Origin of the sequence: Streptomyces sp. NPDC045470 (assembly GCF_040646595.1) — a bacterium.
GTDB lineage: Bacteria > Actinomycetota > Actinomycetes > Streptomycetales > Streptomycetaceae > Streptomyces.
In genome coordinates this window covers 1-26,451 of sequence record NZ_JBEZAN010000016.1, presented here as the reverse complement: position 1 = coordinate 26,451, position 26,451 = coordinate 1, and the positions used below count along the sequence as shown (strand labels likewise).

The 26,451-nt window shown below is 73.0% G+C and carries 27 protein-coding genes; 11 read left to right on the top strand and 16 right to left on the bottom strand.

Annotated elements, in window-relative coordinates:
• Positions 1-56: 56 nt before the first annotated feature.
• Positions 57-824 (bottom strand): alpha/beta hydrolase, encoded by a 768-nt coding sequence (locus tag AB0A97_RS32005; protein WP_361156451.1) that lies wholly within the window; start codon positions 822-824, stop codon positions 57-59.
• A gap of 103 nt (positions 825-927) precedes the next feature.
• On the opposite strand from AB0A97_RS32005, the gene AB0A97_RS32000 reads away from it, so the two are divergent.
• Together AB0A97_RS32000 and AB0A97_RS31995 are read left to right on the top strand one after the other, a co-directional pair.
• A complete protein-coding gene (locus AB0A97_RS32000) occupies positions 928-2,088 on the top strand; it encodes an adenosine deaminase (protein ID WP_361156449.1) in 1,161 nt (386 codons plus the stop codon).
• A 138-nt stretch (positions 2,089-2,226) separates the two neighbouring features.
• On the top strand, positions 2,227-2,496 hold the full coding sequence (locus AB0A97_RS31995; protein WP_361156446.1) for a hypothetical protein: 270 nt from the start codon (positions 2,227-2,229) through the stop codon (positions 2,494-2,496).
• A gap of 90 nt (positions 2,497-2,586) precedes the next feature.
• Here AB0A97_RS31995 and AB0A97_RS31990 read toward each other — a convergent pair whose 3' ends face one another.
• From AB0A97_RS31990 to afsQ1, 5 genes are all read right to left on the bottom strand, one after another.
• Positions 2,587-2,793 (bottom strand): PspC domain-containing protein, encoded by a 207-nt coding sequence (locus AB0A97_RS31990; protein WP_030017495.1) that lies wholly within the window; start codon positions 2,791-2,793, stop codon positions 2,587-2,589.
• Between the two features lie 49 nt (positions 2,794-2,842).
• Positions 2,843-3,355 (bottom strand): VanZ family protein, encoded by a 513-nt coding sequence (locus AB0A97_RS31985; RefSeq protein ID WP_361156443.1) that lies wholly within the window; start codon positions 3,353-3,355, stop codon positions 2,843-2,845.
• A 201-nt stretch (positions 3,356-3,556) separates the two neighbouring features.
• Positions 3,557-4,240 (bottom strand): hypothetical protein, encoded by a 684-nt coding sequence (locus AB0A97_RS31980; RefSeq protein ID WP_361156440.1) that lies wholly within the window; start codon positions 4,238-4,240, stop codon positions 3,557-3,559.
• Positions 4,237-5,835, bottom strand: a complete 1,599-nt coding sequence (locus AB0A97_RS31975) for a HAMP domain-containing sensor histidine kinase (protein WP_361156793.1) — start codon at positions 5,833-5,835, stop codon at positions 4,237-4,239. Before AB0A97_RS31975 ends, AB0A97_RS31980 begins: the two co-directional genes overlap by 4 nt.
• Before the next feature lie 104 nt (positions 5,836-5,939).
• Positions 5,940-6,617: a two-component system response regulator AfsQ1 gene (gene afsQ1 / locus AB0A97_RS31970; protein ID WP_004571966.1), complete on the bottom strand. Its 678-nt coding sequence runs from the start codon at positions 6,615-6,617 to the stop codon at positions 5,940-5,942.
• A 219-nt stretch (positions 6,618-6,836) separates the two neighbouring features.
• Between afsQ1 and AB0A97_RS31965 the strand changes: the two genes are divergently transcribed.
• Positions 6,837-7,637, top strand: a complete 801-nt coding sequence (locus tag AB0A97_RS31965; RefSeq protein WP_361156437.1) for a SigE family RNA polymerase sigma factor — start codon at positions 6,837-6,839, stop codon at positions 7,635-7,637.
• A 180-nt stretch (positions 7,638-7,817) separates the two neighbouring features.
• Here AB0A97_RS31965 and AB0A97_RS31960 read toward each other — a convergent pair whose 3' ends face one another.
• Entirely contained in the window at positions 7,818-8,516 is a 699-nt protein-coding gene (locus AB0A97_RS31960) for an ATP-binding protein (RefSeq protein ID WP_361156434.1), read from the bottom strand.
• A 137-nt stretch (positions 8,517-8,653) separates the two neighbouring features.
• Here AB0A97_RS31960 and AB0A97_RS31955 point away from each other — a divergent pair, with 137 nt between their 5' ends.
• On the top strand, positions 8,654-9,055 hold the full coding sequence (locus AB0A97_RS31955) for a hypothetical protein (RefSeq protein WP_361156432.1): 402 nt from the start codon (positions 8,654-8,656) through the stop codon (positions 9,053-9,055).
• A 135-nt stretch (positions 9,056-9,190) separates the two neighbouring features.
• Here the strand turns inward: AB0A97_RS31955 and AB0A97_RS31950 are convergent, their stop codons facing one another.
• From AB0A97_RS31950 to deoC, 3 genes are read right to left on the bottom strand one after another with little or no spacing between them, the layout of a single operon-like run.
• Positions 9,191-10,069, bottom strand: a complete 879-nt coding sequence (locus AB0A97_RS31950) for an aldehyde dehydrogenase family protein (protein ID WP_361156430.1) — start codon at positions 10,067-10,069, stop codon at positions 9,191-9,193.
• A complete protein-coding gene (locus AB0A97_RS31945; RefSeq protein ID WP_361156427.1) occupies positions 10,062-11,498 on the bottom strand; it encodes an aldehyde dehydrogenase family protein in 1,437 nt (478 codons plus the stop codon). The genes AB0A97_RS31950 and AB0A97_RS31945 overlap by 8 nt, the downstream gene beginning before the upstream one ends.
• A 4-nt stretch (positions 11,499-11,502) precedes the next feature.
• Entirely contained in the window at positions 11,503-12,498 is a 996-nt protein-coding gene (deoC, locus tag AB0A97_RS31940; RefSeq protein ID WP_361156790.1) for a deoxyribose-phosphate aldolase, read from the bottom strand.
• A 378-nt stretch (positions 12,499-12,876) separates the two neighbouring features.
• Between deoC and AB0A97_RS31935 the strand changes: the two genes are divergently transcribed.
• The 4 genes from AB0A97_RS31935 (at position 12,877) to AB0A97_RS31920 (ending at position 16,070) form a co-directional block, all read left to right on the top strand.
• Positions 12,877-14,001, top strand: a complete 1,125-nt coding sequence (locus AB0A97_RS31935) for a hypothetical protein (protein ID WP_361156425.1) — start codon at positions 12,877-12,879, stop codon at positions 13,999-14,001.
• A complete protein-coding gene (locus AB0A97_RS31930; protein WP_361156422.1) occupies positions 13,995-14,645 on the top strand; it encodes a class F sortase in 651 nt (216 codons plus the stop codon). The genes AB0A97_RS31935 and AB0A97_RS31930 overlap by 7 nt, the downstream gene beginning before the upstream one ends.
• Before the next feature lie 128 nt (positions 14,646-14,773).
• Positions 14,774-15,418 (top strand): PH domain-containing protein, encoded by a 645-nt coding sequence (locus AB0A97_RS31925; protein ID WP_361156419.1) that lies wholly within the window; start codon positions 14,774-14,776, stop codon positions 15,416-15,418.
• 91 nt (positions 15,419-15,509) lie between these two features.
• Positions 15,510-16,070 carry a dihydrofolate reductase family protein gene (locus AB0A97_RS31920; RefSeq protein WP_361156417.1) on the top strand — a complete coding sequence of 187 codons (561 nt, stop codon included), beginning with the start codon at positions 15,510-15,512 and terminating at the stop codon, positions 16,068-16,070.
• A gap of 36 nt (positions 16,071-16,106) precedes the next feature.
• Here the strand turns inward: AB0A97_RS31920 and AB0A97_RS31915 are convergent, their stop codons facing one another.
• The 4 genes from AB0A97_RS31915 to AB0A97_RS31900 all read right to left on the bottom strand — a co-directional run bounded on the left by AB0A97_RS31915 (position 16,107) and on the right by AB0A97_RS31900 (position 21,021).
• Positions 16,107-17,444 (bottom strand): hypothetical protein, encoded by a 1,338-nt coding sequence (locus tag AB0A97_RS31915; protein WP_361156415.1) that lies wholly within the window; start codon positions 17,442-17,444, stop codon positions 16,107-16,109.
• Between the two features lie 188 nt (positions 17,445-17,632).
• A complete protein-coding gene (locus tag AB0A97_RS31910; protein WP_361156412.1) occupies positions 17,633-19,306 on the bottom strand; it encodes a phospho-sugar mutase in 1,674 nt (557 codons plus the stop codon).
• Between the two features lie 252 nt (positions 19,307-19,558).
• Entirely contained in the window at positions 19,559-20,380 is an 822-nt protein-coding gene (locus tag AB0A97_RS31905; protein WP_361156409.1) for a purine-nucleoside phosphorylase, read from the bottom strand.
• 203 nt (positions 20,381-20,583) lie between these two features.
• Positions 20,584-21,021, bottom strand: coding sequence for a gamma-glutamylcyclotransferase (locus tag AB0A97_RS31900; protein ID WP_030017478.1), 438 nt, complete (start codon positions 21,019-21,021; stop codon positions 20,584-20,586).
• A gap of 96 nt (positions 21,022-21,117) precedes the next feature.
• On the opposite strand from AB0A97_RS31900, the gene AB0A97_RS31895 reads away from it, so the two are divergent.
• Positions 21,118-22,563, top strand: coding sequence for an NAD(P)H-quinone dehydrogenase (locus tag AB0A97_RS31895; protein ID WP_361156406.1), 1,446 nt, complete (start codon positions 21,118-21,120; stop codon positions 22,561-22,563).
• 273 nt (positions 22,564-22,836) lie between these two features.
• Entirely contained in the window at positions 22,837-23,817 is a 981-nt protein-coding gene (locus AB0A97_RS31890; protein WP_361156404.1) for a DeoR/GlpR family DNA-binding transcription regulator, read from the top strand.
• Between the two features lie 142 nt (positions 23,818-23,959).
• On the opposite strand, the gene AB0A97_RS31885 is transcribed toward AB0A97_RS31890, so the two are convergent.
• Positions 23,960-24,514 carry a TetR/AcrR family transcriptional regulator gene (locus AB0A97_RS31885; RefSeq protein ID WP_174857163.1) on the bottom strand — a complete coding sequence of 185 codons (555 nt, stop codon included), beginning with the start codon at positions 24,512-24,514 and terminating at the stop codon, positions 23,960-23,962.
• 336 nt (positions 24,515-24,850) lie between these two features.
• On the opposite strand from AB0A97_RS31885, the gene AB0A97_RS31880 reads away from it, so the two are divergent.
• Positions 24,851-26,032, top strand: a complete 1,182-nt coding sequence (locus tag AB0A97_RS31880; RefSeq protein WP_361156401.1) for an alpha/beta hydrolase-fold protein — start codon at positions 24,851-24,853, stop codon at positions 26,030-26,032.
• Here the strand turns inward: AB0A97_RS31880 and AB0A97_RS31875 are convergent.
• Positions 26,019-26,402: a hypothetical protein gene (locus AB0A97_RS31875; protein ID WP_361156398.1), complete on the bottom strand. Its 384-nt coding sequence runs from the start codon at positions 26,400-26,402 to the stop codon at positions 26,019-26,021. The two genes, AB0A97_RS31880 and AB0A97_RS31875, sit on opposite strands and share 14 nt — an antisense overlap.
• Between the last annotated feature and the right edge of the window lie 49 nt (positions 26,403-26,451).

The window sequence follows — 26,451 nt, the reverse complement described above, 5'->3', positions numbered from 1 at the left end:
ACGGAGCTGACGGTGGGCAGGAGCCCGGAAACCGCGCTGCCGCGCGTACCTCCTTCCTAGTGCTTCAGCGACTCCCCGAAGCCCGACGCCAGCGGCATCCGCAGGCCCAGCGGCGGCGGCGCCGCCAGCGCGTCCGCGACCGGGCGGGCGTAGCTGTGGGCGAAGAGCGATCCCAGGACGAAGTCGGCTGCCAGGGACAGGACTTCGGCGCGGTGCTGGTGCAGGGAGTGGCCGTCCGAGTGGACCTCGAAGCGGCAGACGTCGCGGTTGATCTTCTTGGCGCGTTCGGCGTAGCGGTAGGACAGGTCCGGATCGGTCCGCTCGTCGTTGGTGCCGTGGACGAGCAGTACCCGCCGGCCGGCGAGCTGCTTCACGGGTACGGAGTCGGCGCCCTCCGGGCCCAGGTCGGGTATCCACGGGGCCAGTGCCAGTACGGAGTTGACCGCCGGATGGCCCGCGGCGTGCAGTGCGGCGCGGGCGCCCATGCCCGTACCGGCCAGACAGACCGGCACGTCCCCGTACCGCCGCACCACCTCCTCCAGTGCCCAGGCGGCGTCCGCCGCCGGATGGGCTGCCGCACCGTTCCAGCCGCGGCAGCGGTAGTGCACGACGTGGGCCACCAGGCCCTCCGTCCGGCCCGCCCGGGCCAGCCGGGCGGCCAGCGGACGGGCCGCCAGGGTGGACAAGGGGGAGGGGCGCCGGGTGCCCGAAGGGCCGCCCTCCGGCAGTAACAGCGCGACGCCGCACACCGCCCGTCCCGCTCCGGCCGCTCCCCGCGGTTTCCCCAGCCGGGCACCGCGCACCGGCAACGCTTGCTGAGCCATGACCGAAACGATGGCAGAAGGCGAGCCTCCGGCCACCCCGTGTACGGGTCACCGTTGGGTATCGTTCGTGAAGTTCTACGCGCGTAGGGGCTACAGTGCCGAGATGACGAGCGAGACCACCACCCTGCCGACCGTCGACCAGATCCGTCGCGCGCCCAAGGTGCTGCTGCACGATCACCTCGACGGCGGCCTGCGCCCCGCCACCATCGTCGAGCTGGCCCGCGAGGTCGGCTACGAGAGCCTGCCCGAGACCGACCCCGAGAAGCTCGGCGTCTGGTTCCGCGAGGCCGCCGACTCCGGTTCGCTGGAACGCTATCTGGAGACCTTCGCGCACACCTGTGCCGTCATGCAGACCCGCGAGGCCCTGACGCGGGTGGCGGCCGAGTGCGCCGAGGACCTGGCCGCGGACGGCGTCGTGTACGCCGAGGTCCGGTACGCGCCCGAGCAGCACCTGGAGAAGGGCCTCACCCTCGAAGAGGTCGTCGAGGCGGTCAACGCGGGGTTCCGCGAGGGCGAGCGGCGGGCCCGCGCGGCCGGCCACCGCATCCGCGTCGGCGCCCTGCTGACCGCCATGCGGCACGCGGCCCGGGCCCTGGAGATCGCCGAACTGGCCAACCGCTACCGCGACCTGGGGGTCGCCGGGTTCGACATCGCGGGCGCCGAGGCCGGCTTCCCGCCCACCCGCCACCTCGACGCGTTCGAGTACCTCAAGCGGGAGAACAACCACTTCACGATCCACGCGGGCGAGGCGTTCGGCCTGCCCTCGATCTGGCAGGCCCTCCAGTGGTGCGGCGCCGACCGGCTCGGCCACGGCGTGCGCATCACCGACGACATGGAGGTCGCCGACGACGGCTCGGTGAAGCTGGGCCGGCTCGCCTCGTACGTACGGGACAAGCGCATCCCGCTGGAGATGTGCCCCACCTCCAACCTCCAGACCGGTGCCGCCACCTCGTACGCGGAGCACCCGATCGGCCTGCTGCGCCGGCTCCAGTTCCGTCTGACGGTCAACACCGACAACCGGCTGATGAGCGGTACGAGCATGTCCCGGGAATTCGAGCACCTGGTCTCGACATTTCGATACACGCTCGACGACATGCAGTGGTTCACCGTCAATGCGATGAAGAGCGCGTTCATTCCTTTCGATGAACGCCTGGCGATGATCAACGATGTCATCAAGCCCGGCTACGCCGAACTGCGGTCCGAATGGCTGTTCCGTCAGGTGGACGCCGAGCCCGCGGTGATCAGCGAGTATCGCTCCGAGTAAGCGGAACGCTTACGGGAGAAGGGAACGGCTGGCGTGTCAAGCGCCGGTCGTTTTCCGTTCCCGGCGGGTGTTTGCGGCGTGTCGGTGGCGTCACTAGATTCCGGTCCGGTCGATCTCCCATCACAAGGATGTATTTCCATGAAGCAGGGAACCATCAGGACCCTCGGTGCCGCCGCGCTCGGCGTCGCCTTCGCCGCCGCGGCGGCCGGTACGGCTTCCGCCGCCGAGGTGACCGGCGCCAACGTACCGGGTGACGTCGCGGACACACTGCAGAACAGCCTGCCCGTCCAGGAGACCGCCAAGGGCGTCACCGGCGACCACGGCGCCGAGCACGCCCTGAAGACCAACAACAAGGGCAACCTGCTGGGCGGCCTGCCTGCCGGGGGCCTCACCAAGGCGCTCGGCTGAGTCACCGGCTCCGCGACGCGTCCCGGAGCGGACACGGCCGTGCCCCGGCCCGTACTTCGTGTACGGAGCCGGGGCACGGCCGTGTGCGGACTACCAGGCGCTCCGGTGGGCCTTGTCCTCGGAGGGCAGGAACAGCCACAGGGCCAGGTAGATCAGGAACTGCGGGCCCGGGAGCAGGCACGAGAGAAGGAAGAGCACGCGCATCGTGCCGGGCGTGGTGCCGAAGCGCCGCGCAAGGCCCGCGCACACTCCGGCGATCATCCTGTTGTTGCGGGGGCGGACCAGTGCGGCGGCCATGGTTCACGACTCCTTTTCGACCGGGTACGGGACGGTGTGCCCCGATGTCTCAAAGGTAGGTCCGGGAGCCCGACAGGGCGTCGGCCTGCGGTGCGATGTGAACCCTGGCCCTCGTGGGGGTCGGCCGTGCGGGCGGGTCCTCCTTGCGGCGTAGCCGGTACCGGAACCCTGGTACGACCAGCAGGTGCGCCAGTATCACCCCGGTCGTGTTGAGCAGCACCATGTCGACGTCCGGCACCCGGCCGGGTATGCCGGCCTGCAGCAGTTCGATCGCCAGCGAGACCATCGCGCCGGTGAAGACCGTACGCGCCAGGGAGCCCAGCGGAGAAACGTTCAGGCGGCCGGCTGCCATCGGGAGCAGGATGCCCAGCGGCGCCAGCAGCAGCACCGCGCCCCCGAGACTCTGCACGGCCTCCCACGGCCCGTGCGCCAGCTCCGCGCGGATCGTCGCCAGCGGCCGGAGGTTCGCGGCGGGCACCCAGGGAACCGTACGGGGACGCAGCGACAGCCAGCCGACGACCAGCAGATGCGCCACGAGGAGAACGGCTCCCGCGGCGCGCATACGGAGGGCGGCGGTACCGCCGCGGCCATGACCCTGCACACAGGCCAGGACGCGCCTACCGGCGGCCGCGGTTCCGTAAGACCCCTTGCCCGCGGTCGTCCCGGTCACTCCGGGGCACGGAGCGGCTGTTCCGGGAGGAGAGGCGCCCAGCGCCCGTGCCCAGCGCTCCCGCCCCACGCCCGCACTCCGGGCCCGTCCGCCTCAGCCCGACGTCGCCGGAGCGTCCGAACCGGCGCCCAGCACGCTGTCCGGGTGCGTGCGCACCTCGTCCGAGCAGGCGTAACGCTGCGGATGCCCATCGCCGGGGCCGCCCAGTACCGCGGCGTGCGTACGGCCCAGGGCCGCGCTCTCGCCGAACGTGCACACGATTTGGGCGAGCGCGAAGGACGGCAGGTCCTCCGGCCGCGCGCTCAGCCGCAGCGTCCCGGCGGGATCACCCGCACGCGGCCCGGACACCTCCAGGTTCTCCGGCACCGCCGTGACGAACCCGGCCTCCTCCTCGACGGGCCCCGGCTGCTCCTGGAGCTCGTCCAGCAGCGCGCGGGCCGACCGGAGACGGTCGGCGGGCTGCTGCTTGGGGTGGGTCACGGTCCGCTCCGCCGGTGCCAGCGCCGAGCTGCACTCCAGGTAGACGGTGACCCGCGAGCTGTCGGGCGGGACCGGGGGGACCGATTCCGCGGGAACCTTGCAGCTCACGCGGGAGGGCGCGCCCCCGGCGTCGACCGGCACGGACGTACCGCGGATGCCGCAGCTCGCCAGCGCCGGTACGAGGGCGCCCAGGGCCACGGCGGTCAGTGCCGCGGCCCGGCGCCGGGGTGCGGACCGGGTGCGGGTACGGGGACCGGGTCCGGGCCCCGTCGACAGGGTGCGGGTGCGCCACGTCATCGGCCGTCACCGCCTTCCGTGCCGCGGGTTTCGGTGCCGCGGCGCTCCGTGCCTCCGGAACCGGCGTCCGCGTCGGCGCGGGGGCCTGCCTCCGTACCGGTGCCCGCGTCCGTACCGGTGTCCGTCTCCGCGGCGGAGCCGGCGGCCGAGAGGCCCACCGGCAGCCGCAGGGTGAAGACCGCGCCGCCTTCCGGCGAGTTCGCGGCCGTGATCTCGCCGCCGTGGATGTGGGCGTTCTCCAGCGCGATCGACAGGCCCAGACCGCTGCCCTCCGACCGCGGCCGGGAGGCGCTCGCCTTGTAGAAGCGGTCGAAGACGTGCGGCAGGACTTCCTGCGGGATGCCGGGGCCGTGGTCCCGTACCCGGATCAGCAGATCCTCGCCGTCCGGCGTGGCCTCGGTGCGCACCGACACCCGGACCGGCGAGCCGCCGTGCTTGAGCGCGTTGCCGATGAGGTTGGCCAGGATGACGTCGAGGCGGCGCGGGTCCAGCCGGGCCACGATGCCGCGCTCGGCGTCCAGCTCGACCGCGTCCAGCCAGGCCCGCGCGTCGATGCACGCGGTCACCTGGTCGGCGACGTCCACCTCGTCCTGCACCAGACGCGCCGTCCCCGCGTCGAAGCGGGTGACCTCCATCAGGTTCTCCACCAGGTCGTTCAGCCGCCGGGTCTCGCTGACCACCAGCTTCACCGCGGGCGCGATCATCGGGTCGAGGGAGTCCTCCTCTTCCTCCAGCACCTCGGTGACGGCCGTGATCGCCGTCAGCGGCGTCCGCAGCTCGTGCGACATGTCGGCGACGAAGCGGCGGGAGGACGCCTCGCGGCCGCTCAGCTCCTCGACCCGCTGTTCCAGGCGCTCGGCCGTGCGGTTGAAGGTGCGCGAGAGGTCGGCGAGTTCGTCGGTGCCGGTCACCCGGAGCCGGGTGTCCAGCCGCCCCTCGCCCAGTTGCCGGGCCGCGTGGCCCAGGCGCTGCACGGGCCGCAGCACGGTCGTCGCGGCGGCCTGCGCCAGCAGCGCCGAGCCGACCAGGGCCAGCGCGGTGGCGATCCCCAGTGACCAGGCCAGCGAGTTGAGGTCCTGCCGCTCGGTGGCCAGCGACTTGAGCATGTAGCCGGTCGGGCCGCCGCCGTTCATCCGGGCCCCGGCGACGAGGTACGGGGTGTCCCGCAGCTCCTTGCGCTGCCAGTACATGTGGTACGGGACGCGGTTGCCGTCGTCCAGCGCGCGCTTCTCGTTGACCGCCGTCTGCAGCGCCTTGGGCACCGTCTTGAGCGTGAACAGGTCCTTGTCCGTGGACGCCACGCACTGCTTGCCGTCGCTGCCCTGCGCGACCAGCAGGACGGCGTAGTTCTGCGGCCCGCCCGCCATCTGCCGTGCCGCCTCGTCCAGCTCCGCGCACCGCGGCCGCAGCGACAGCGAACGGGTGCTGTCCTCCAGCGACTTGCGGAAGTCGTTGAGCGCGGAGTTCTGGGTGCGGTCCAGCACGGTGTTGCGGTTGAGCCAGTACGCGATGCCGGAGGCGGAGACCGCCGCGGTCAGCGCGACCAGCGCGAAGACGAAGACGAGCCGCAGCCGCAGGCTGGTCCAGCGCAGCAGGCCGAGCGCCCGTACGCACCGCCGGAGGAAACCGGGCCGCCCGGGCGTGTCCTCGCCGTCACCGGCCGCTTCGGCATCCGTACGGCTTCCGGACACGGGCTCCGTCACTGCGGGGTGTCCAGCCGGTAGCCGACACCGCGCACCGTACGGATCAGGGTCGGCGAGGACGGTACGTCCTCCACCTTCGCCCGGAGGCGCTGCACGCACGCGTCCACCAGCCGCGAGTCACCGAGGTAGTCGTGCTCCCACACCAGCCGCAGCAACTGCTGCCGGGACAGCGCCTGCCCGGGCCGGCGGCTCAGCTCCAGCAGCAGCCGCAGCTCGGTGGGGGTGAGCTGGAGGTCCTCGCCGTTCTTGGTGACCGTCATGGCCGAGCGGTCGATGACCAGGGAACCGAACGTCGCCGCGTCGTTGGACTCCCGCTCCCCGCGCCGCAGCACGGCCCGGATCCGGGCGTCCAGCACCCGCCCCTGCACCGGCTTGACGACATAGTCGTCCGCGCCGGACTCCAGCCCGACCACCACGTCGATGTCGTCGTTGCGCGCGGTCAGCAGGATGATGGGCAGCTGGTCCGTACGCCTGATCCGCCGGCACACCTCGAAACCGTCGATGCCCGGCAGCATCACGTCCAGCACGATCAGGTCCGGGCGCTGCTCGCGCAGCAGCTTCAGGCCGTCCTCGCCCGTCGCCGCGGTCACCACACGGTGACCCTGGCGCGACAGGGAGAGTTCGAGGGCCGTGCGGATGGCGTCGTCGTCCTCGATCAGCAACAGGAAAGGCACACCGGCCATTCTGGCCCATGGGGGACCAGGACTTCGACCTGCACGGTGTCCGGCGGGGCCCGTGCCCCGGCCCGCCCCGCGTCCGTACGGTGTTCCGGCCGCGACCCTCCCGCTGTGACAGGGCTGTGACAGACGGCAGACAGCGTCATGAAACTGCTTCGGCAGAGTTTTCCCCATCACGAACCGAAGCAAGCAGGGTCTACCGACGGGGGGCGCGCGATGAACACACTGCACAGCACCACGACCAGCGCAGTCATCACGCGTCTGCACGATGTCGGCCGGGCCGTCGAGAAGTCCGGTGCCGTGGGCGGGCGGGGGTGCGCTCGCGGCACCGGGCGTCATCGCATTCCTTACATGGTCGCGATCGACGCGATGACGCAGCGCGACGGGGGACACGGGGGAACCGACGGGGGCGACGGTGCTTCCGCCGCGGGACCGGCGTACAGGGAGGGCACGGGGGAACGGCGCACCGCGTCGCAGGCGGAGGAAACGGGGGACGCCGCCGCGGCGTTCACCGCCTACGTCCAGGAGCGCCGCGCTTCCCTGTACGCCACCGCTTACCACCTGACCGGCGACCGCTTCGAGGCCGAGGACCTGCTGCAGAGCGCGCTGTTCTCGACCTACCGGGCATGGGACCGGATCAGTGACAAGGCGGCGCTGGGCGGTTACCTGCGCCGCACGATGACCAACCTGCACATCAGCGCGTGGCGCCGCCGCAAGCTGAACGAGTACCCGACCGAGGAGCTGCCGGAGACGGCCGGTGACACGGACGCGATGCGCGGCACGGAGCTGCGCGCGGTGCTGTGGCAGGCGCTGGCCCGACTGCCCGAGACGCAGCGCACGATGCTGGTGCTGCGCTACTACGAGGGCCGTACGGACCCGGAGATCGCGGACATTCTCAACATCAGTGTCGGCACGGTGAAGTCCAGCATCTGGCGCTCCCTGCGCCGGCTGCGCGAGGACGACGTCCTCAGCTTCGGCCGTGACGAGCAGGAGTCCTTCGGCGAGCTGGTGGCCTGAGGGCGGGGAAGACGGGGGGGGGACACGGGGGAGCGAGAAGAGGGGGGACGGGGGCCCGAGGGGGAAGCACGGGGGACACGGGGGGATGAGGAGCGGGTTCGGCCGGCCGGGGGGTACGGCGCGAATCCGCTCCTTCGCCGTTGGGGCCGCATGCCGCGGACCCGAACGTTATTCAGGTGTTCAGACGCTCACGGTCGCAGACGCGGGGTCCGCGGGGGTCGCGGAATGCGTGGGGGTCGCGGCGGCGTGGCCTGCTCCGGCGGCCGCGTCCCGGGCCGCCGCGATCCGGGCCAGCGCCTCCGGCTTCGCGCACGGGTGGGCGCCCAGCGCGGTGTGCCGGGCGACGATCGTGCGCTCGGCGCGCAGCAGGCGCAGTCCGCGGCGCAGCAGGACCGGCACCGGCTTGCGGGCTTCGCGCAGGTCACGGACGAGCCGCCGCCGGAAGGTCGTGGTGGGGCGGCCGCGCAGGCACAGCGCGTCGGCGAGCAGACCCGCCGTACGGCAGCGCTCGACGATGTCCGCCGCGAAGACGCCCTCCGCGAGGAACAGTGGCGCGTCGCCCCGCTCCAGAACCGTCTCACCGACCCGTGCGCTGGCGGCGATGTCGTACACCGGCACGGCCGTACGTCCCGTACGGCACAGTTCCTCGATCGCGGCCACGGCGGCACCGGCGTCCCACGACAGCGGCGAGTCCCAGTCGGTGCCGCCGCCGTCGGCCAGCGACGGCAGCGTCGGGTCCGTGCCCTCCTTGTAGAAGTCGTCGAGGTTGAGCACGGGCAGGCCACTGCGGGCGGCGAGGGACGACTTGCCGGAGCCGGAGGGGCCGGTCAGCAGGACGACCCGGGCGGCGGGCGGCCGGGCGGCGGTGTGGGAGCTCACGGGAAGCCATTGTCGCGCATTGGGCCGTGCGGGTTACCCGGAGCGCGGTCGCTGGAACGGCCCGGCACCGCTCAACTACGCTTCGCAATCGTTCGATTACGCAATTATGTCTCCGGCGACGCACAGGCAGGTGGCACATGGCCTCACATGCACGACCCCGGCACCGGCGCCGCGTACCGCGCGGTCCGACGCGCGTGGGTCTGGCGCTCACGGTGGCCGGTGCGGCGCTCGCGGCGGCCGGTGCGGCACCGGCGGGCGCGGCGCCCGGCCACGACAGCGACCTGGACGTCCAGGCGGCCGGCAAGGCGTTGGGGGGCGCGTTGCAGCACTCCCTCGCGGGCGGAGTCGGGCCGGTCAAGAGCCTCAAACTGGACCCGCTGGCGGGCACCACCGCCGACCCGCTGACCAACAAGATCGGCACCCAGGTCGCCGACTTCAAGCCGCTGACCACCGGCATCGTGACGGATCCGATCGCCCGTGGAGGCGCGTTGGAGGATCTGCCGCTGACCGGCGCGGCCGTGGGGCTGCTGCCCGGCTGAGGCCGCCGGTCACGGGGTGGGACGCGGACCGCCCGCCCTCATGGACGGATGAGGGCGGGCGGCGGCGTACTTCCGCGGGCGCGGACGCGCGCGGAGGCAGTGGCTCGCGGGCACGGACGCGCGCGGGCCGGGGGATCAGACTCCCATCGGGTGCCAGACGGTCTTCGTCTCCAGGAAGGCCAGCATCCGTTCCGTACCGGGGTCGGCGGCCCAGTCGGCGGCGCCGTCCACAGCCTGTGGACGCAGCACGCGCTTGAGGTTGTCGGCCGCGGCCGTCTCCAGCGCCTTGACCAGCTCCGCGTCGCCCGCGGCGCCCGCCAGGTCGATCGCGTTGACGTCCTGGTGCGCGGCCAGCGGCCCGCCCAGCTCGTTGACGCGGCCGGACAGCACGTTGACCACGCCGCCCGGCAGGTCGGAGGTGGCCAGCACCTCGCCCAAGGACAGCGCGGGCAGCGGCGACTTCTCGCTCGTGACGACCACGACGGTGTTGCCCGTGACGATCGCCGGGGCGATCACCGACACCAGGCCGAGGAACGACGACTCCTGCGGCGCCAGTACGGCCACCACACCGGTCGGCTCCGGCGAGGACAGGTTGAAGTACGGCCCGGCGACCGGGTTCGCCGAACCCGCGATCTGGGCGACCTTGTCGGACCAGCCCGCGTACCAGACCCAGCGGTCGATCGCCGCGTCCACCTGCGCCGCGGCCTTGGCCTTCGACAGGCCCTCGGCGTCGGCGACCTCCGCGGCGAACTGCTCGCGGCGGCCCTCCAGCATCTCCGCGACGCGGTAGAGGATCTGACCGCGGTTGTACGCGGTCGCACCGGACCAGCCGCCGAACGCCTTACGGGCCGCGACCACCGCGTCCCGGGCGTCCTTACGGGAGGACAGCGGGGCGTTGGCGAGCCACTTGCCCTTTGCGTCGGTCACCTCGTACACCCGCCCGCTCTCGGACCGGGGGAACTTGCCCCCGACGTACAGCTTGTAGGTCTTGAGAACGCTCAAGCGATCAGACATCGAGGTACGCCTCCAGACCGTGCCGGCCGCCCTCGCGGCCGAAGCCCGACTCCTTGTAGCCGCCGAACGGCGAGGCCGGGTCGAACTTGTTGAACGTGTTGGACCAGACGATGCCCGCCCGGAGCTTGCTCGCCATCCACAGGATGCGCGAGCCCTTCTCCGTCCAGACGCCCGCCGACAGCCCGTACGGGGTGTTGTTGGCCTTGGCGACGGCCTCCTCCGGCGTACGGAAGGTGAGCACCGACAGCACCGGCCCGAAGATCTCCTCCTGGGCGATGCGGTGGGCCTGGGTGACGCCGGTGAACAGCGTCGGCGCGAACCAGTAGCCCGTGTCGGGCAGTTCGCAGGCCGGGGCCCAGCGCTCGGCGCCCTCGGACTCGCCCGCGTCGGCCAGCTCCGTGATACGGGCCAGTTGCTCGGCGGAGTTGACGGCGCCGATGTCGGTGTTCTTGTCCAGCGGGTCGCCGACGCGCAGCGTGCTCATCCGGCGCTTGAGCGCCGCCAGCAGCTCGTCCTGCACGGACTCCTGCACCAGCAGGCGCGAGCCCGCGCAGCAGACGTGGCCCTGGTTGAAGAAGATGCCGTTGACGATGCCCTCGACGGCCTGGTCGATCGGCGCGTCGTCGAAGACGATGTTCGCGGCCTTGCCGCCCAGCTCCAGGGTGAGCTTCTTGTCCGTACCGGCGACGGTACGGGCGATGGCCTTGCCGACCTCGGTCGAGCCGGTGAAGGCGACCTTGTTCACGTCCGGGTGCGCGACCAGCTCGGCGCCGGTCGAACCGTCACCGGTCAGGATGTTGACGACACCCTTCGGCAGGCCCGCCTGACGGCAGATGTCCGCGAAGAACAGCGCGGACAGCGGCGTGGTCTCGGCGGGCTTGAGGACCACGGTGTTGCCGCAGGCCAGCGCCGGGGCGATCTTCCACGCCAGCATCAGCAGCGGGAAGTTCCACGGGATGACCTGGCCGGCCACGCCCAGCGGCTTCGGGTCGGCGCCGTAGCCCGCGTGGCCCAGCTTGTCGGCCCAGCCCGCGTAGTAGAAGAAGTGCGCGGCGACCAGCGGCAGGTCCGAGTCGCGGGACTCGCGGATCGGCTTGCCGTTGTCCAGCGACTCCAGCACGGCCAGCTCGCGGGAGCGCTCCTGGATGATCCGCGCGATGCGGAAGAGGTACTTGGCGCGCTCGGCGCCGGGCAGCGCCGACCACTTCTCGAACGCCTTGCGGGCGGCCTTGACGGCGCGCTCCACGTCCTCGGAGCCGGCCTGCGCGACCTCGGAGAGGACCTCCTCGTTCGCGGGCGAGACGGTCTTGAAGACCTTGCCGCCGGCCGCCTCGGTGAACTCGCCGTCGATGAACAGGCCGTAGGACGGCGCGATGTCGACGACGGCGCGCGACTCGGGCGCCGGTGCGTATGCGAATACTGAGCTCATCGGTTCAGTCCACCGTGACGTAGTCGGGGCCGGAGTAGCGGCCGGTGCCGAGCTTCTGCCGCTGCATCAGCAGGTCGTTGAGCAGGCTGGAGGCGCCGAAGCGGAACCAGTCCGCGGTCAGCCACTCCTCGCCCAGCGTCTCGTTGACCATGACCAGGTACTTCATCGCGTCCTTGGTCGTACGGATGCCGCCGGCCGGCTTCACGCCGACCTGCACGCCGGTCGTGGCGTGGAAGTCGCGGACGGCCTCCAGCATCAGCAGGGTCACCGGCGGGGTGGCGTTGACCGCGACCTTGCCGGTCGACGTCTTGATGAAGTCCGCGCCCGCGAGCATCGCGAGCCAGGAGACCCGGCGCACGTTGTCGTACGTCTGGAGCTCGCCGGTCTCGAAGATGACCTTCAGGTGGGCGTACGAACCGTCCTCGCGGCGGCACGCCTCCTTGACCTGCTTGATCTCCTCGAAGACGGACAGGTACCGGCCGGACAGGAACGCGCCCCGGTCGATCACCATGTCGATCTCGTCGGCGCCGGCCGCGACCGCGTCACGGGTGTCGGCCAGCTTGACGGGCAGCGCGGCCCGTCCCGCCGGGAAGGCGGTGGCGACGGAGGCGACGTGGATGCCGGAGCCGGTCAGGGCCTCCTTGGCGGTCGCCACCATGTCGGGGTAGACGCAGATCGCGGCGACCTTGGGGGTGCCGCGGTCGGTGGGATCGGGGTTGATCCCCTTGGCGCACAGGGCCCGGACCTTGCCCGGGGTGTCCGCTCCTTCGAGCGTCGTCAGGTCGATCATCGAGATGGCGAGATCGATGGCGTACGCCTTCGCCGTGGTCTTGATCGAGCGGGTGCCGAGGGTCGCGGCGCGGGCCTGGAGGCCGACCGCGTCGACGCCCGGGAGGCCGTGCAGGAAGCGGCGCAGCGCACCGTCGGAAGCGGTCACGTCCGCCATCGACGCCAGACGCCCCGCGGCTTCCTTGCCGTATGCGGGAACAGTGGTGGGCATGGTCACGAGGGGAGCATATCTACGCGCGTAGCTGCATGTCACCCCCCGCGGACGGATACGGGCGCGGCGGCCGTCCGGCCGGGTGCGCCGGCGCCGTTCGCGGCGGGGCACGGGGGGCGTGCGGCCGTTTCGCGCGAGCGCTCCGTAACAACGTGCGCAGGGGCCCCGTAACGGCTGTGCGCAGGCGTTCTGTAACAGGCGCGCGGGGGAGTGATGCGCTTCTGTGCGGCGACCGTTACACAACAGCGGACGGGTCGTCACGGCGGTCCCCTACCTTCAGTAGTGCCGCACCGCACCGCAGCACTTTCCGGCCTTCCGCACGAAGGGCGGCGGATGTGGTCACGTCGCCGAACGACCGACCATCCCCCGGGGGTCCGCATGACCGCACAGTCCGCCCGCCGCACACTGCGTGCCGCCGTCGCGTCCGCCGCCCTGGGGGCCGCCGTTCTCGGCTCCGCCTCCGGCGCCTTCGCCGCCACCCCCGCAACGACCACCACGCCCGTCACAGTGGCCACTGCCGCGCAGTCCGCCGCCGACCCCACCGCCCGCTACGAGGGCAAGCCGGTCGCCATCGGCAACGGCATGGTGGCCGTGTTGCGCAACGTGCCCGCCGCGGGCGGACCGGAGGCGTGGATCCGTTATGTCGGTCCGCAGTGGAAGCCGGGCGACTGGTACCTGGTCCGGGTGCTCGGCCTGCTCGACCGCGAGCACCCGAGCGCACACCTCAAGGGCCTGTCCCTGCGGCTGACCGGCCTCTCGGGCACGTCGCCGAAGCTGCACGTCAGCGGCGGCCCCGGCGGCGCGAGGAGCTTCGCGTTGCCGCAGTCCGCCGCGCCCGCGGCGGGCGGCAAGTCGGCCGGTGGCGACACGGCCGGCAGACACCAGGCGGGCCAGGCCACCGCACACCCGCAGGGCCGGCCCACCGCGCACCGGACCGACAGCGGCACGGCCTCCGGCAGCCGCAAGAGCTGCACCGTCACCCGCCGCGTGGCCATCGGCGGCGGCACCCTCGCCGTACTGAAGCGTGGTCCGCAGGGGCCCTCGGCGACGTTCGAGGACGGTCCGGGCAACGCCGTACCGGGCGCCCGCCTCGACCGTGCGCACCCGACCCTGGCCCGCTTCGGCGCGAAGATCGTCGACCCGTACGGCGCCCGCCCCAAGCTCCGCTTCAAGATGCAGGGCGGAAACTACCCGCCCGGCACCGCCAACTTCCCCGCCCTGCCCCAGGGCTGCGCCCCGGCCGCGAAGCCCGCCAAGAGCGGCGCGCCCGGCGCCAAGCCCGCGGGCAGCAAGAGCCCGGGCGCGGTCGGCGCCCAGGCCACGCCGACCGGCAGCCAGACCAAGGTGCTGCCCAAGGGCGCCGTGGCCGCCGGTTACGAGAACCTGGAGCAGCCGGACACCACCCCGCTGTTCGCCGCGGGCGGCCTGTTCGCCGCGGCCGGTGCGGCGGGCGTCGTCTTCGCGGTGCGCCGACGCCGTCAGTCCGAGGGAACGGGGTGCTGAGCCGGGGCTCTGACCGGCGCCTGCCGGGCCGTCTGCTGACGGCGGCCAGTCTGCTCCTCCTCGTGGCGGGCGGCGTACTGATCGCCCGGGGTGTCCTGGGCAGCGGCGCCTCCGGGGCGGCGCCGCCCGTGCACGTCGCGAACGTCGGCGCCCCCGCCGCGGCCCCGCGCGCGCCGGCCCCGGCCGCCCTGCCCGCCTCCCGGCCGGTACGCGTCCGCATACCGGCCGCCGGTGTGAACACCGGCCCGGTCCTCGGCCTGGGACTCACCGCCGACGGCACGGCGCAGGTGCCGTCCGTGGCGCAGGCCGACCGGATCGGCTGGTACGACCAGGGCGTCACCCCCGGTGAGACCGGGCCCGCCGTCCTCATAGGCCACTACGACACCGTCGACGGCCCCGCCGTCCTGCGGAACGTCGGCCGCATCGGGCCCGGCGACAAGATCTACGTCGACCGGGCGGACGGGCGCACCGCGGTCTTCGCCGTCCGGGCGCTCCAGCAGGTCGACAAGAAGGCGTTCCCCACCCAGCGGGTCTACGGCGACACCGACCGGCCCGAGCTGCGCCTGGTGACCTGCGGCGGCGATCTGGTGGACGGCCACCGGCCGGACAACATCGTGGTCTACGCCGATCTGGTGGCGGACTGAGACGGCGGACCGAGGGGGCGGGCACCGGGCGCGGGCGCCGGGCGTGGCCGCCGGGCGCGGGCGCCCCGCGTACGAATGATGCCGTACCGCAACGTCCGGGTTCCGGACGCTCAGGCAGAATCGCAGGCATGACGAGCCCGGAACAGTCCTCCACGCCGCAGGAGCAGTACGCGGACCGCAGCTACCGCTCGCCCGCGGCCCTCGTCGGCGGAGTGCTGCTGCTCGCGCTGGCCGCCTGGCTGGGCGGTGACGCGCTGGTGCGCGGCACGGCGCACACCAAGCTCACGGCGGTGGCCGGGCTGCTGTTCGCGGTGCCGCTGGTGGTCGCCTTCACGCTGCGCCCGCTGGTGCGGGCCGGTGCGGACCGGCTGCTGGTGCGCAACCCGTTCCGTACGATCACGCTGCCCTGGGCGGCGGTCGCCGACCTGCGGGCGTCGTTCTCCAGCGAGGTCTTCACCGCGGACGGTACGAAGTACCAGCTCTGGTCGATTCCGGTGTCGCTGCGGCAGCGCAAGAGGGCGAACCGGCAGGCGCAGCGCGCCGCCGCGGGGCGCCCGGCGCGCGGCCGTGGTGACGCGCACCTCGGCTCCGGCGCGGAGTCCGGTGTGCCGCGGGCCACCGCCGACCGGTCGCTCGACGAACTGCGGGAACTCCAGGAGCGGGGCGCCGCGCGGAAGGGCGCGCAGGGCGCTCCGGTGGTGAAGTGGGCGTACGAGATCCTGGCGCCGTGCGTGGTGGGCGCGGTGGCGCTGGTGGTCCTCGTCACCGTCTAGACGCGGTGCCGGGAGCGTCGCGTGCGGCGCCGCGGTGTGGCGTGCGGTGCCGGTCGTACGGCGGGCACCGGGCGGCGGGTAGGAGACCGCGGTGGGCAAGCTGATCTACTCGGCCATCACGTCGCTCGACGGGCACGCGGCGGACGCGCAGGGTGCGTTCACCTGGGCCGCCCCGGACGAGGAGGCGCACGGTTTCGTCAACGAGCTGATGCGCTCGTGCGGCACCTGCCTCTTCGGCCGCCGGATGTACGAGACGATGGCCGTCTGGGAGGCCGTGGACGCCCATGACGAGTCGTCACCGGCGGTCCGGGACTTCGCGGAGCTGTGGCGCGGCGCTGACAAGATCGTCTACTCCACGACGCCGGAGTCGGTGACGACCGCCAGGACCCGTCTGGAACGTGGATTCGACCCGGCGGCGGTCCCACACCCCAAGGCGCCGGCCCGACGGGACCTGGCCGTGGGCGGCCCCGGGCTGGCCGCGCAGACGATCCGGGCGGGCCTGGTCGACGAGTACCACCTTTTCCTCACCCCGGTCCTGGTGGGCGGCGGCACCCCGTACTTCCCCGCCGGCGTCCGGCTGGACCTCGAACCGCTCGAAGAACGCCGCTTCCGCAACGGCATGGTCCACCTCCGCCACCGCCCCGCCCCCTGAGCGGTCCGGGAGCGCGCGGGCAGTTGTGCGGGCGGGTCACGGTGGGCCGCCGTACACCAGGGACATGTACGCCCCGAAGTACGCCGAGCCCAGCGCGGCACCCGCCAGGGCCAGCACGGCGACGCGGCGGTGTGCCCGGGCGATCGCCAGGGCCAGGGGGAGCAGCAGCGGGAAACCGGGCAGCAGGAAGCGGGCCCGGGGGAAGAAGACGCCGCCGCTGCCCAGGACGATCAGCAGCAGGGCGGCGCTGAAGACCAGCAGCGGCAGGGGCTGCCGGTCGCCCACGCACAGGATGAACAGCGCCACCGACACGATCAGCACCAGCGCCACCACGACCAGGAAGAGCTGTGGGTGCGACGGGTACATCAAGAGGTCGCGCAGCGTACGCAGCGTCTCCCTGCCGCCGTCCCACTGGTTCTCCCACTGCCGCTGGACCGCGAAATAGCCGTCGGCGCGGCCCAGCCGCAGGCCCACCCACCCGACGTACGCGAGCCAGCCGAGCGGCGCCAGCAGCGCGCCGAGGACGATCCGGCGCACCCGGTCGCGGTCCGCGGCGAGGGGCGCGGGCTCCGGGGCGGGCTCCGGCGCCCGGCCCGGTACGGACTCCGGCGCGGGCGGCGCGCCGGAGTCCGCGGGCTCCGGAACGAGGGCGGCGCGGCGCAGGCGCCACAGGGCGACGACGGCGCTGACACAGACCGCCGCGACCTGCGCGAGACCGGTGGGGCGGGTGAGGCCGGCGAGCAGGCAGAGCACACCGGCCGCGACCCAGCGGTCGGCCAGCACGGCGTACAGGGACCACGCCACCAGCGCCGTGAACAGCGACTCCGTATAGCCCATCCACTGCACGAGGGCGACCGGCGTGGCACCCCACAGCACGGCCAGCACGGTGCCGACCCGCGCCCCGTGGAGCCGGTCGCCCACCGCGAAGATCCCCCAGGCGGCCAGCAGCGCACAGCCGACCGCGACGACCACCCCGACCGAGGCACGCGAGCCCGGTGTGACTCCCGCGACGGCCTTCACCACCACCGGGTACAGCGGGAAGAACGCGAGGTTGCTCTCGTTGAAGCCGTCCGCGTCGAACGCGTACGCGTAGCCGTGGTCCGCGATCCCCAGGTACCAGCGGGAATCCCACCGGTCGGCCAGCAGCGGCCACAGACCGCGGTGCTGGAGATGCGCCCACTTCATCAGCACGAGGGTGCCCAGCAGCCGTACGGCGGTGTAGCCGAGCAGCGCGGGCCCGGCGCGGCGCAGCAGGTCCCCGGCCGCCCGCGCGGCGGGACCGCGGGAAGCGGGGCCCGCGACCGGTGCGGAGACGGCGGCCGGGCCGGGCGCGGTCGAAGGGGACGCGGTCGGACCGGGCGCGGTCGGGGGCACTGCGGCAACTCCTGGGTGGGCCGGGCAGGTTGTCGGACCAGACCAGGGTGTCCCGAGGTGCCGGACGCCGGACGGGCGCGTTGCGGCAGGTGCAGTACGGCTGCCACCCGTACGGGGGAAACGGATCGGGCCCCGGAACGCCGTGGTCCCGGGGCCCGTCCTACGTGACAGCCGTGTGCGCGGTCAGGTCAGATGCCGGCCGCCGCCGACAGGTCCGCCTTGATCGCACCGAGCACCGCGTCGGCCTTGGCGCGCGCCGCGCCCAGCCCCTGGGCGTCGGCCACCGGCACCACGACCTCCAGGTAGCACTTCAGCTTGGGCTCGGTACCGCTGGGCCGGACCACCACCCGGCCTGCCTCCACGCCGTCCTGCTCCGAGCCCGCGAGGTAGTAGCGCAGGCCGTCGGTGGGCGGCAGGGTGTCCGTCCCCCGGGAGAGGTCGTCGGAGGACGACACGGCCAGGCCCGCCAGTGCGGCCGGCGGCTGCTCGCGCAGCCGCCGCATGGCGTCGGCGATCAGCGACAGATCCTCGACGCGGACCGAAAGCTGGTCGGTGGCGTGCAGGCCGAACTGCAACGCCAGGTCGTCCAGCAGGTCCGTCAGCGTGCGGCCGGACTGCTTCAGTTCGGCCGTCAGCTCGGTGATCAGCAGGGCGGCGGTGATGCCGTCCTTGTCCCGTACGCCCTCGGGGTCGACGCAGTAGCCCAGCGCCTCCTCGTACGCGTACCGCAGGCCGTCCACCCGGGCCAGCCACTTGAAGCCGGTCAGCGTCTCCTCGTACGGCAGCGAGGCCGCGGCGGCGATCCGCGACATCAGCGAGGACGACACGATCGTGGTGGCGAAGGTGCCGGTCGCCTGCTTGCCGACCAGGTGCGCGGCCAGCAGCGCGCCCACCTCGTCACCCCGCAGCATCCGCCAGCCGTCCTTGGTACCGGGGTCCGGCACGGCGACGGCGCAGCGGTCCGCGTCCGGGTCGTTGGCGATGACGATGTCCGGGCCGACGGAGCGCGCGGTCGCGAAGGACAGGTCCATCGCGCCCGGTTCCTCCGGGTTGGGGAAGGCCACGGTCGGGAAGTCCGGGTCCGGCTCGGCCTGCTCGGCGACCACGGTCGGCGCCGGGAAGCCGGCCCGCGCGAAGGCGGCGACCAGCACGTCCCGGCCGACGCCGTGCATCGGCGTGTAGACCACGTGGGTGTCGCGCGGCGAGCCCGGCGTGAGCACCGCGTCCGTACGCTCCAGGTACGCCTGGAGCACGTCCTCGCCCAGCACCTCCCAGCCCTGCTCCGGCCGCGGCACGTCGTCCAGCGACCGCACCGCCGCGATCCGCTCCGCGATCAGCCCGTCGGCGGGCGGCACGATCTGCGAGCCGTCCCCCAGGTACACCTTGTAGCCGTTGTCGCGTGGCGGGTTGTGGCTGGCGGTGACCTCGACGCCCGCGACGGCGCCCAGGTGCCGTATGGCGAAGGCCAGCACGGGGGTGGGCAGCGGGCGCGGCAGGACCGCGGCGCGCAGTCCGGCACCCACCATCACGGCCGCGGTGTCCCGCGCGAAGTCCGCGCTCTTGTAGCGGGCGTCGTACCCGACGACGACCAGGCCCCCGGCCCGGCCCTGGTCCTTGAGGTACGCGGCCAGCCCGGCCGCCGCGCGGATGACGACGGCGCGGTTCATCCGCATCGGGCCCGCGCCCAGCTCACCGCGGAGCCCGGCGGTGCCGAACTGCAAGGTGCCCGCGAACCGGGCGGACAGCTCGTCCAAGTCCTCGGCGTCGATCAGCTTGCCCAGCTCTTCGCGGGTTTCGAGGTCGGGGTCCTCGGCCAGCCATGCCTTCGCCCGGCTGATCAGCTCCGCGGGATCGGTTGCCACGTGATGCTCCTGCCTCTGGTTGCGGTGGTGGGGGAAGCGCTCGGCGCGTTAACGCTTACCCACTCCGCGCGATGGTTCGACCGGCGGGCGCGCGGACACCGGCCGCGCGCCGCGCCACCGGGACACCCCGGCTTCATGCCTGCGGAGCGCCGGCGGGCGCCCCTGACGCCGTACGGAGCACCCGCGCAGGTACCCCGAACGCCGTACGGGGCGCCCGAGAACGCCCCGTACCGCTGCTCTGCCGCGCGCGGCTCAGAGCTTGCCGAGCACCTGCGCGAGCAGGCTGCCCATGCGGGTCGCGGAGTCGCGCCCGGCCTGCAGGACCTCTTCGTGGTTGAGCGGCTCACCGGTCATGCCCGCGGCGAGGTTCGTCACCAGCGACAGCCCGAGCACCTCGGCGCCGGCCTCGCGGGCGGCGATGGCCTCCAGGACGGTGGACATGCCGACCAGGTCCGCGCCCAGGGTGCGGAGCATCTTGATCTCGGCCGGGGTCTCGTAGTGCGGGCCGGGGAGCTGGGCGTACACGCCCTCCTCCAGCGTCGCGTCGACCTCCTTGCACAGCGCGCGCAGCCGCTGCGAGTACAGGTCCGTCAGGTCGACGAAGCGCGCGCCGACGATCGGGGAGGTGGCGGTCATGTTCAGGTGGTCGCTGATGAGGACCGGCTGGCCGGGGCGCATGCCGTCGCGCAGACCGCCGCACCCGTTGGTGAGCACCACGGTCTTGCAGCCCGCGGCGACGGCGGTCCGCACACCGTGCACGACGGGGGCCACACCGCGGCCCTCGTAGTAGTGCGTACGGCCCAGGAAGACCAGGGCCCGCTTGTCACCGATCTTGTACGAGCGGAACTTGCCGCCGTGGCCCTCGACGGCCGGCGCCGGGAAGCCGGGCAGCTCGGTGACCGGGAATTCGTGCTCGGGCGCGCCCAGCTCCTCGGCGGCCGGGGCCCAGCCGGAGCCCATCACCAGGGCGACGTCGTGGGTCTCGGCGCCGGTCAGCTCGCGCAGGCGGGCGGCGGCGTCGGCAGCGGCGCCCTGCGGGTCGCGCGCGATGTCCGGGGTAACAGATGCGTTCACGCGGACGAGGGTAGCCGGTAAATGCCTACGCGCGTAGATGTCCTCGCCGACGGCATCCCGCCGATCTGTTCGTAGCTCTCTACGAATGCGTGGGCGTTACACCGGCAGGCACGGGCCGCACCGGTCCCGCCGCCCGGTTCGCGGGCCGCGCCGACGGGGGCCGGACGGCGTCCGGGGCGCCGCCCGCTCCGGCCGTCCTCCCCTCAGCAGGGACGCTTCCGCAGCTCCATCACATAGTCGTGCGGCGCCCCGGCCGACTCCGCCGCGTCGGCGATCTCGCCGAGGTAACGGGCCGCGGGCAGACCGCCCTCGTAGCCGTTGAGGACGTACAGCCAGGCGGCCTCGTCGCCGTCGAGGGTGTGGACCCGTACGCGCATACGGCGGTAGATGTCCATGCCCACGCCCTCCCAGCGGTCCATGGACTCCTCGTCCATCGGGGCGATGTCGTAGAGGGCGACGAAGACCTGCGAGCGGGGGGCCTCGACGATCGTCGGGAGCGCTCCCTCCCAGCCCATCTGCTCCCCACCGAACGTGAGCCGCCAGCCGTTGAGCCAGCCGGTGCCGCGCAGCGGCGAGTGCGGAGCGCGGCGGGTCATCAGCCGCGCGTCGAGGTTGCCGGCGTACGCGGCGTAGAGCGACATGGTTCCGAGGGTACGGGAGGTCCAGGGGTGCGCTCGTGGTACGTGAGGTTCGAACGGCGGCCCCCGGGGGGTAACCCGGCGCGGGCGTACGGGACAATGGAGGACGTGACTCGGATCGTGATCATCGGTGGCGGACCCGGCGGATACGAGGCGGCCCTGGTGGGCGCCTCTCTCGGCGCGGAGGTGACCGTCGTCGACTGCGACGGCCTGGGCGGGGCGTCGGTGCTGACCGACTGCGTCCCGTCCAAGACCCTCATCGCGACGGCCGAGGTGATGACCACCTTCGACTCGTCGTACGACGAGCTGGGCATCATCGTCGCGGACGACACGCCGCCGATCGACCGTCCCGCGCGCGTCGTCGGGGTGGACCTCGGCAAGGTCAACCGCCGGGTGAAGCGCCTCGCGCTCGCCCAGTCGCACGACATCACGGCCTCCGTCACCCGCGCGGGTGGCCGGGTGATGCGCGGCCGCGGCCGTCTGGAGCCGGGGCAGTCGCCGGACGGTTCGCGCACGGTCACGGTCACCGCCGCGGACGGTACGGAGGAGACGCTGACCGCCGACGCGGTCCTCGTCTCGACCGGCGCGCACCCGCGCGAGATCCCGGACGCGCAGCCCGACGGCGAGCGCATCCTGAACTGGACGCAGGTCTACGACCTGGACGAGCTGCCGGAAGAGCTGATCGTGGTCGGCTCCGGCGTCACCGGCGCCGAGTTCGCGGGCGCCTATCAGGCGCTCGGCTCCCGCGTCACCCTCGTCTCCTCCCGCGACCGGGTGCTCCCCGGCGAGGACCCGGACGCCGCCGCCGTCCTGGAGGACGTCTTCCGCCGCCGCGGCATGAACGTCATGGCGCGCTCGCGTGCCGCCTCCGCCAAGAGGGTGGGCGACCGCGTCGAGGTCACCCTGTCGGACGGCCGTACGATCACCGGCTCGCACTGCCTGATGGCGGTGGGCTCCATCCCGAACACCGCGGGCATAGGGCTCGAAGAGGCCGGCGTACGGCTGAAGGAGTCCGGCCACATCTGGACGGACAAGGTCTCGCGCACCTCGGCCCCCGGCGTCTACGCGGCGGGCGACTGCACCGGCGTGTTCGCGCTGGCCTCGGTCGCCGCGATGCAGGGCCGGATCGCGATGTACCACTTCCTGGGTGACGCGGTGACGCCGCTCAACCTCAAGACCGTCTCCGCGAACGTCTTCACCGACCCGGAGATCGCCACCGTCGGTTACAGCCAGGCGGACGTGGACGCGGGCCGGATAGACGCCCGGGTCGTCAAGCTGCCGCTGCTGCGTAACCCGCGCGCGAAGATGCAGGGCATCCGGGACGGTTTCGTGAAGCTGTTCTGCCGCCCCGGCACGGGCATTGTGGTGGGCGGTGTGGTCGTCTCGCCGCGCGCCAGTGAGCTGATCCACCCGATCTCGATCGCGGTGGACAACAACCTCACGGTGGAGCAGATCGCCAGCGCGTTCACGGTCTACCCGTCGCTGTCCGGGTCGATCGCCGAGGTGGCGCGGCAACTGCACACGCGCAAGATGTCCAGCGAATAGACCGCGGCCAGCCGGATGAACGGTCCGCCCGGCGGGCGGTGCGGCACCCCTTGGGACGGGGTGCGCCCGCCCGCGCGGCGGGCCGTTCCGCGTACCGCTTCCGGTGCCGTCCTGCCGCGGAAGGCAGGCGGCGGGGGCCGGTTCGTGGCAGTCTGGTGTCCCTGAGTGACCGGCCAGCGGCATATACCACGTGCGAGGGTCGGTAACGAACAACTTCCGTTAATTGGTGCAACCTGCTGAAAGCAGACGGTCGTTGGCGTTACTGTCAGTTTCGTGTTCGCTGCAGAACGTCGCCAACTGATCCTCGAAATGGTGCGCGCGAACGGAGCGGTGTCGCTCCGTGAGCTCGCCCGCGTCGTCCAGACCTCCGAAGTAACCGTACGGCGGGACGTGCGGGCGCTGGAGGCAGAAGGACTGCTCGACCGCCGGCACGGCGGTGCGGTCTTGCCGGGCGGTTTCGCCCGGGAGTCCGGCTTCCCACAGAAATCCCATCTAGCGACCGCGGAGAAGACGGCCATCGCCGATCTCGCCGCCGGCTTCGTCGAAGAAGGCGAGGCCATCGTGGTCGGCGCCGGGACCACCACGCAGGAGCTGGCCCGCCGGCTCGCTCGGGTGCCCGGTCTGACCGTGGTCACCAACTCCCTCCTGGTCGCCCAGGCGTTGGCCCACGCCAACCGTGTCGAGGTCGTGATGACCGGCGGCACCCTGCGCGGGTCGAACTACGCGCTGGTCGGCAGCGGGGCCGAACAGTCGCTCCAGGGGCTGCGGGTCTCCCGCGCCTTCCTCTCGGGCAGCGGCCTGACCGCCGAGCGCGGCCTGTCCACGTCCAACATGCTCTCCGCGAGCGTGGACCGGGCGCTGGTGCAGGCGGCGGCGGAGGTCGTGGTCCTCGCCGACCACACCAAGCTCGGTACGGACACCATGTTCCAGACGGTGCCCACCGACGTGATCACCCGGCTGGTGACCGACGAGCCGCCGGGCCACGACGACCGGGCCGCGACCGAGCTGCAGGCCCTGGCCGACCAGGGTGTGCAGATCGCGGTGGCCGGCGGCCCCGGTGCGGGCGCCGCCCAGCAGGCACCGGAGGCGGTGGCGGCCGACCGCCGCGGCCCACGCCGGGACGTGCCGCTGCCCGGCCAACGGCGCAATCTGGCTCCGGGCGGCGGTGGTTCCGGGCCCCAGCTGCGTACGGCCGCTCCCCTCACGGAGCCGCCGGGCAGCCGGGTCGCCGACCTGGCGCCGCGCCGTCGCTGAGCGGGTGCCGGCGCGCGTACGGCCGCGTCGGCACCGCACGGTGAACGGCCGGGCGGGCGGCGCCACCCGGCCCCGTACGGCGGACGGCGCCACCCGGCCCCGTACGGCGCACGCCCGGGCGCACGGCAACGCCCGGCCCCGCTCACCCCTGCTCGGCGCGCAGCCCCGTCAGCGTCAGGGTGAGCAGCCGGTCGGCCAGCCGGGGGTCGTCCGGTGACTCCTCCGCGGCCAGGGCGATGCCGTTGGTCAACTGCATCAGATCACCGATGCTCACATCGGACCGTACGGCACCGGCCTGCTGCGCGCGGCTGAGCAGTTCGCCGCCCGCCTCGCGCATCGGGACACTGCACCGGGACAGCCCCGAACTGGCGTCGCCGGGCGCGGCCATCAGCGCCCGCGACAGCCCGCGGTAGGTGCTGGCGTGCGTGATGATCGCCCGCAGCCACTCCACCAGCGCCGCGCACGGCTGCGGCGCGTCGCTCAGCTCCCGCGCGTGCGCCAGCAGCGCGTCCACCTCGCCCTGGAACACGGCGCCCATCAGGGCCGTCCGGTTGGGGAAGTGCCGGTAGAGCGTGCCGATCCCCACGCCCGCACGCCGTGCGATGTCCTCCAGCGAGGTGTCGGTGCCGTGGTCCGTGAAGGCCGTGCGGGCCACCGCCAGCAGCCGCTCGTAGTTGCGGCGCGCGTCGGCACGCATGGGTCGTACGGATTCCTGCCCTGCCGTCTCGGTCACCATCGCCGTCCTCGCCGTCCTCCCTGAGCGCGGCCCTCCAGCGGACCGGTGCCCCCAGGATGCCACTGCCCCCGGGCCGCCAGCCTTCGGACCGGGACGGCGCCCCGCTCCGCGCGGGCGCCGCCCGGAGCGCGGGGTGGACGGCAGGCGGCCCGCGGATGACGGGGAGGGAAGGCGGCGCGGGCGCCTCGGCGAACAAGTGGCCAAGGTGGCAACGGAGCACGTCCGAGGGGCATCAAACCTGGCGCAATGGGGTCTGCAGAGACCGTCCGAACGCGTGCGGGAACACCTGGGGAAGCAATGGAACTGACCAGCCGATCGCTGCTGTACACCATGATCGCGGTCGCCGTGGTGTGCGTGGGAGTCACGCTCTGGCAGTGGCCGCGCTTCGCCAGGCGCGGCCCGCTGGCCTGGCTGGGCCGTATCGGTTCCATCCTCGCCACGCAGCTCTCCATCGTCGCCGCGCTCGGCCTCGTGGTGAACGCCAACTTCCAGTTCTACGGTTCCTGGCACGAACTGCTCGGCCTGTACGACGACGCCCCGGGCGCGGTCGCCAAGTGGGGCGACGGGGGAGCGGGCCCGGCCGGCGACCCGTCGAAGGGGCTGGTGCAGCCCGCCGGCGCGGAGGACCTGGAGAAGGTGCACGGCCTGCCCAAAGGACCGCCCGACAAGGTGGGCCGGGTGGAGTCCGTACGGATCGTCGGCAAGCGCACCAAGGCCGTCGACCCCGCGTACGTCTACCTGCCGCCGCAGTACTTCCAGAAGCAGTACGAGCGCCAGCGCTTCCCCGTCATCGTCGCCATCAGCGGCTACCCCGGTGGTCACTTCCTGCTGGGCCAGCACCTGCGGGTGCCGCAGACCGCCGGCGGCCTGATCGGCAAGGGGAAGATGCAGCCCACCGTCATCGTCATGCTGCGGCCCACCATCGCGCCGCCCCGCGACACCCAGTGCGTGGACGTGCCGGACGGCCCGCAGGCGGAGACGTTCTTCGCGAGCGACCTGCCCACCGCGCTGAAGGAGCACTACCGGGTCGGGCACGCCGCCAGCGGCTGGGGGCTGCTCGGCTACTCGTCCGGCGGTAGCTGCGCCCTCCAGCTCACCATGCGGCACCCCCGCACGTACACCTCGGCGGCGGCCCTCTCGCCCGACTACAAAGTCACCAGCGACCCCACCACCGGCAACCTCTTCGGAGACGGCAAGGAGCGCGCCGAGCGCAAGCGGGAGCACGACCTGATGTGGCGGCTGGCGCACCTGCCCGCACCGCGGGTCTCGGTGCTGATCGGCACCAGCCGGGAGGGCGAGAAGAACTACCCGGCGGCGAAGGAGTTCCTGAACGCGGTCAAGCCGCCGATGAAGGCCGAGTCGATCATCCTCGACCAGGGCAGCCACAACTTCGCCACCTGGCGGCGCGAACTGCCCGCCGCGCTCCAGTGGATGAGCCGGCAGCTGACGTTCCCGGAGGACGTGGTCAACAGCTCCTGACGCCGGGCCCGGGACGGTACGGAGGCCCCGCGTCCTCCTGCCGGTCGTCCGCCGCGCTCCAGCGGGCCAGCAGGTCCCGCAACGGGCCGGCCAGGGCGGGGGACGCGCGCAGCAGGCGGCGCAGCCGCGCCCGCCACCCGGCCTCCACGTCGTCGGCCGCCGCGGGGTCGCCCTCCAGCCGGGCGGTCAGGAACTCCTCGCGGGAGTCCTCCAGTTCGTCGGTGAGCGCCTCGCGGTCGACGCCGCCGGGGCTGAACCGGGCGAGCAGACCGGTCAGTTCGTCGCGTGAGCGGTGCCACCGGTCCGTCCGCGACCGGGCGAACAGCTCCTGGGCGGTGGTCGTCGCCAGGGCCGCGAGGTGCGCATCCATGCGTTCCATGAAAAGCGCGGGGGCCCGTGGCACTCAAGTGCCACGGGCC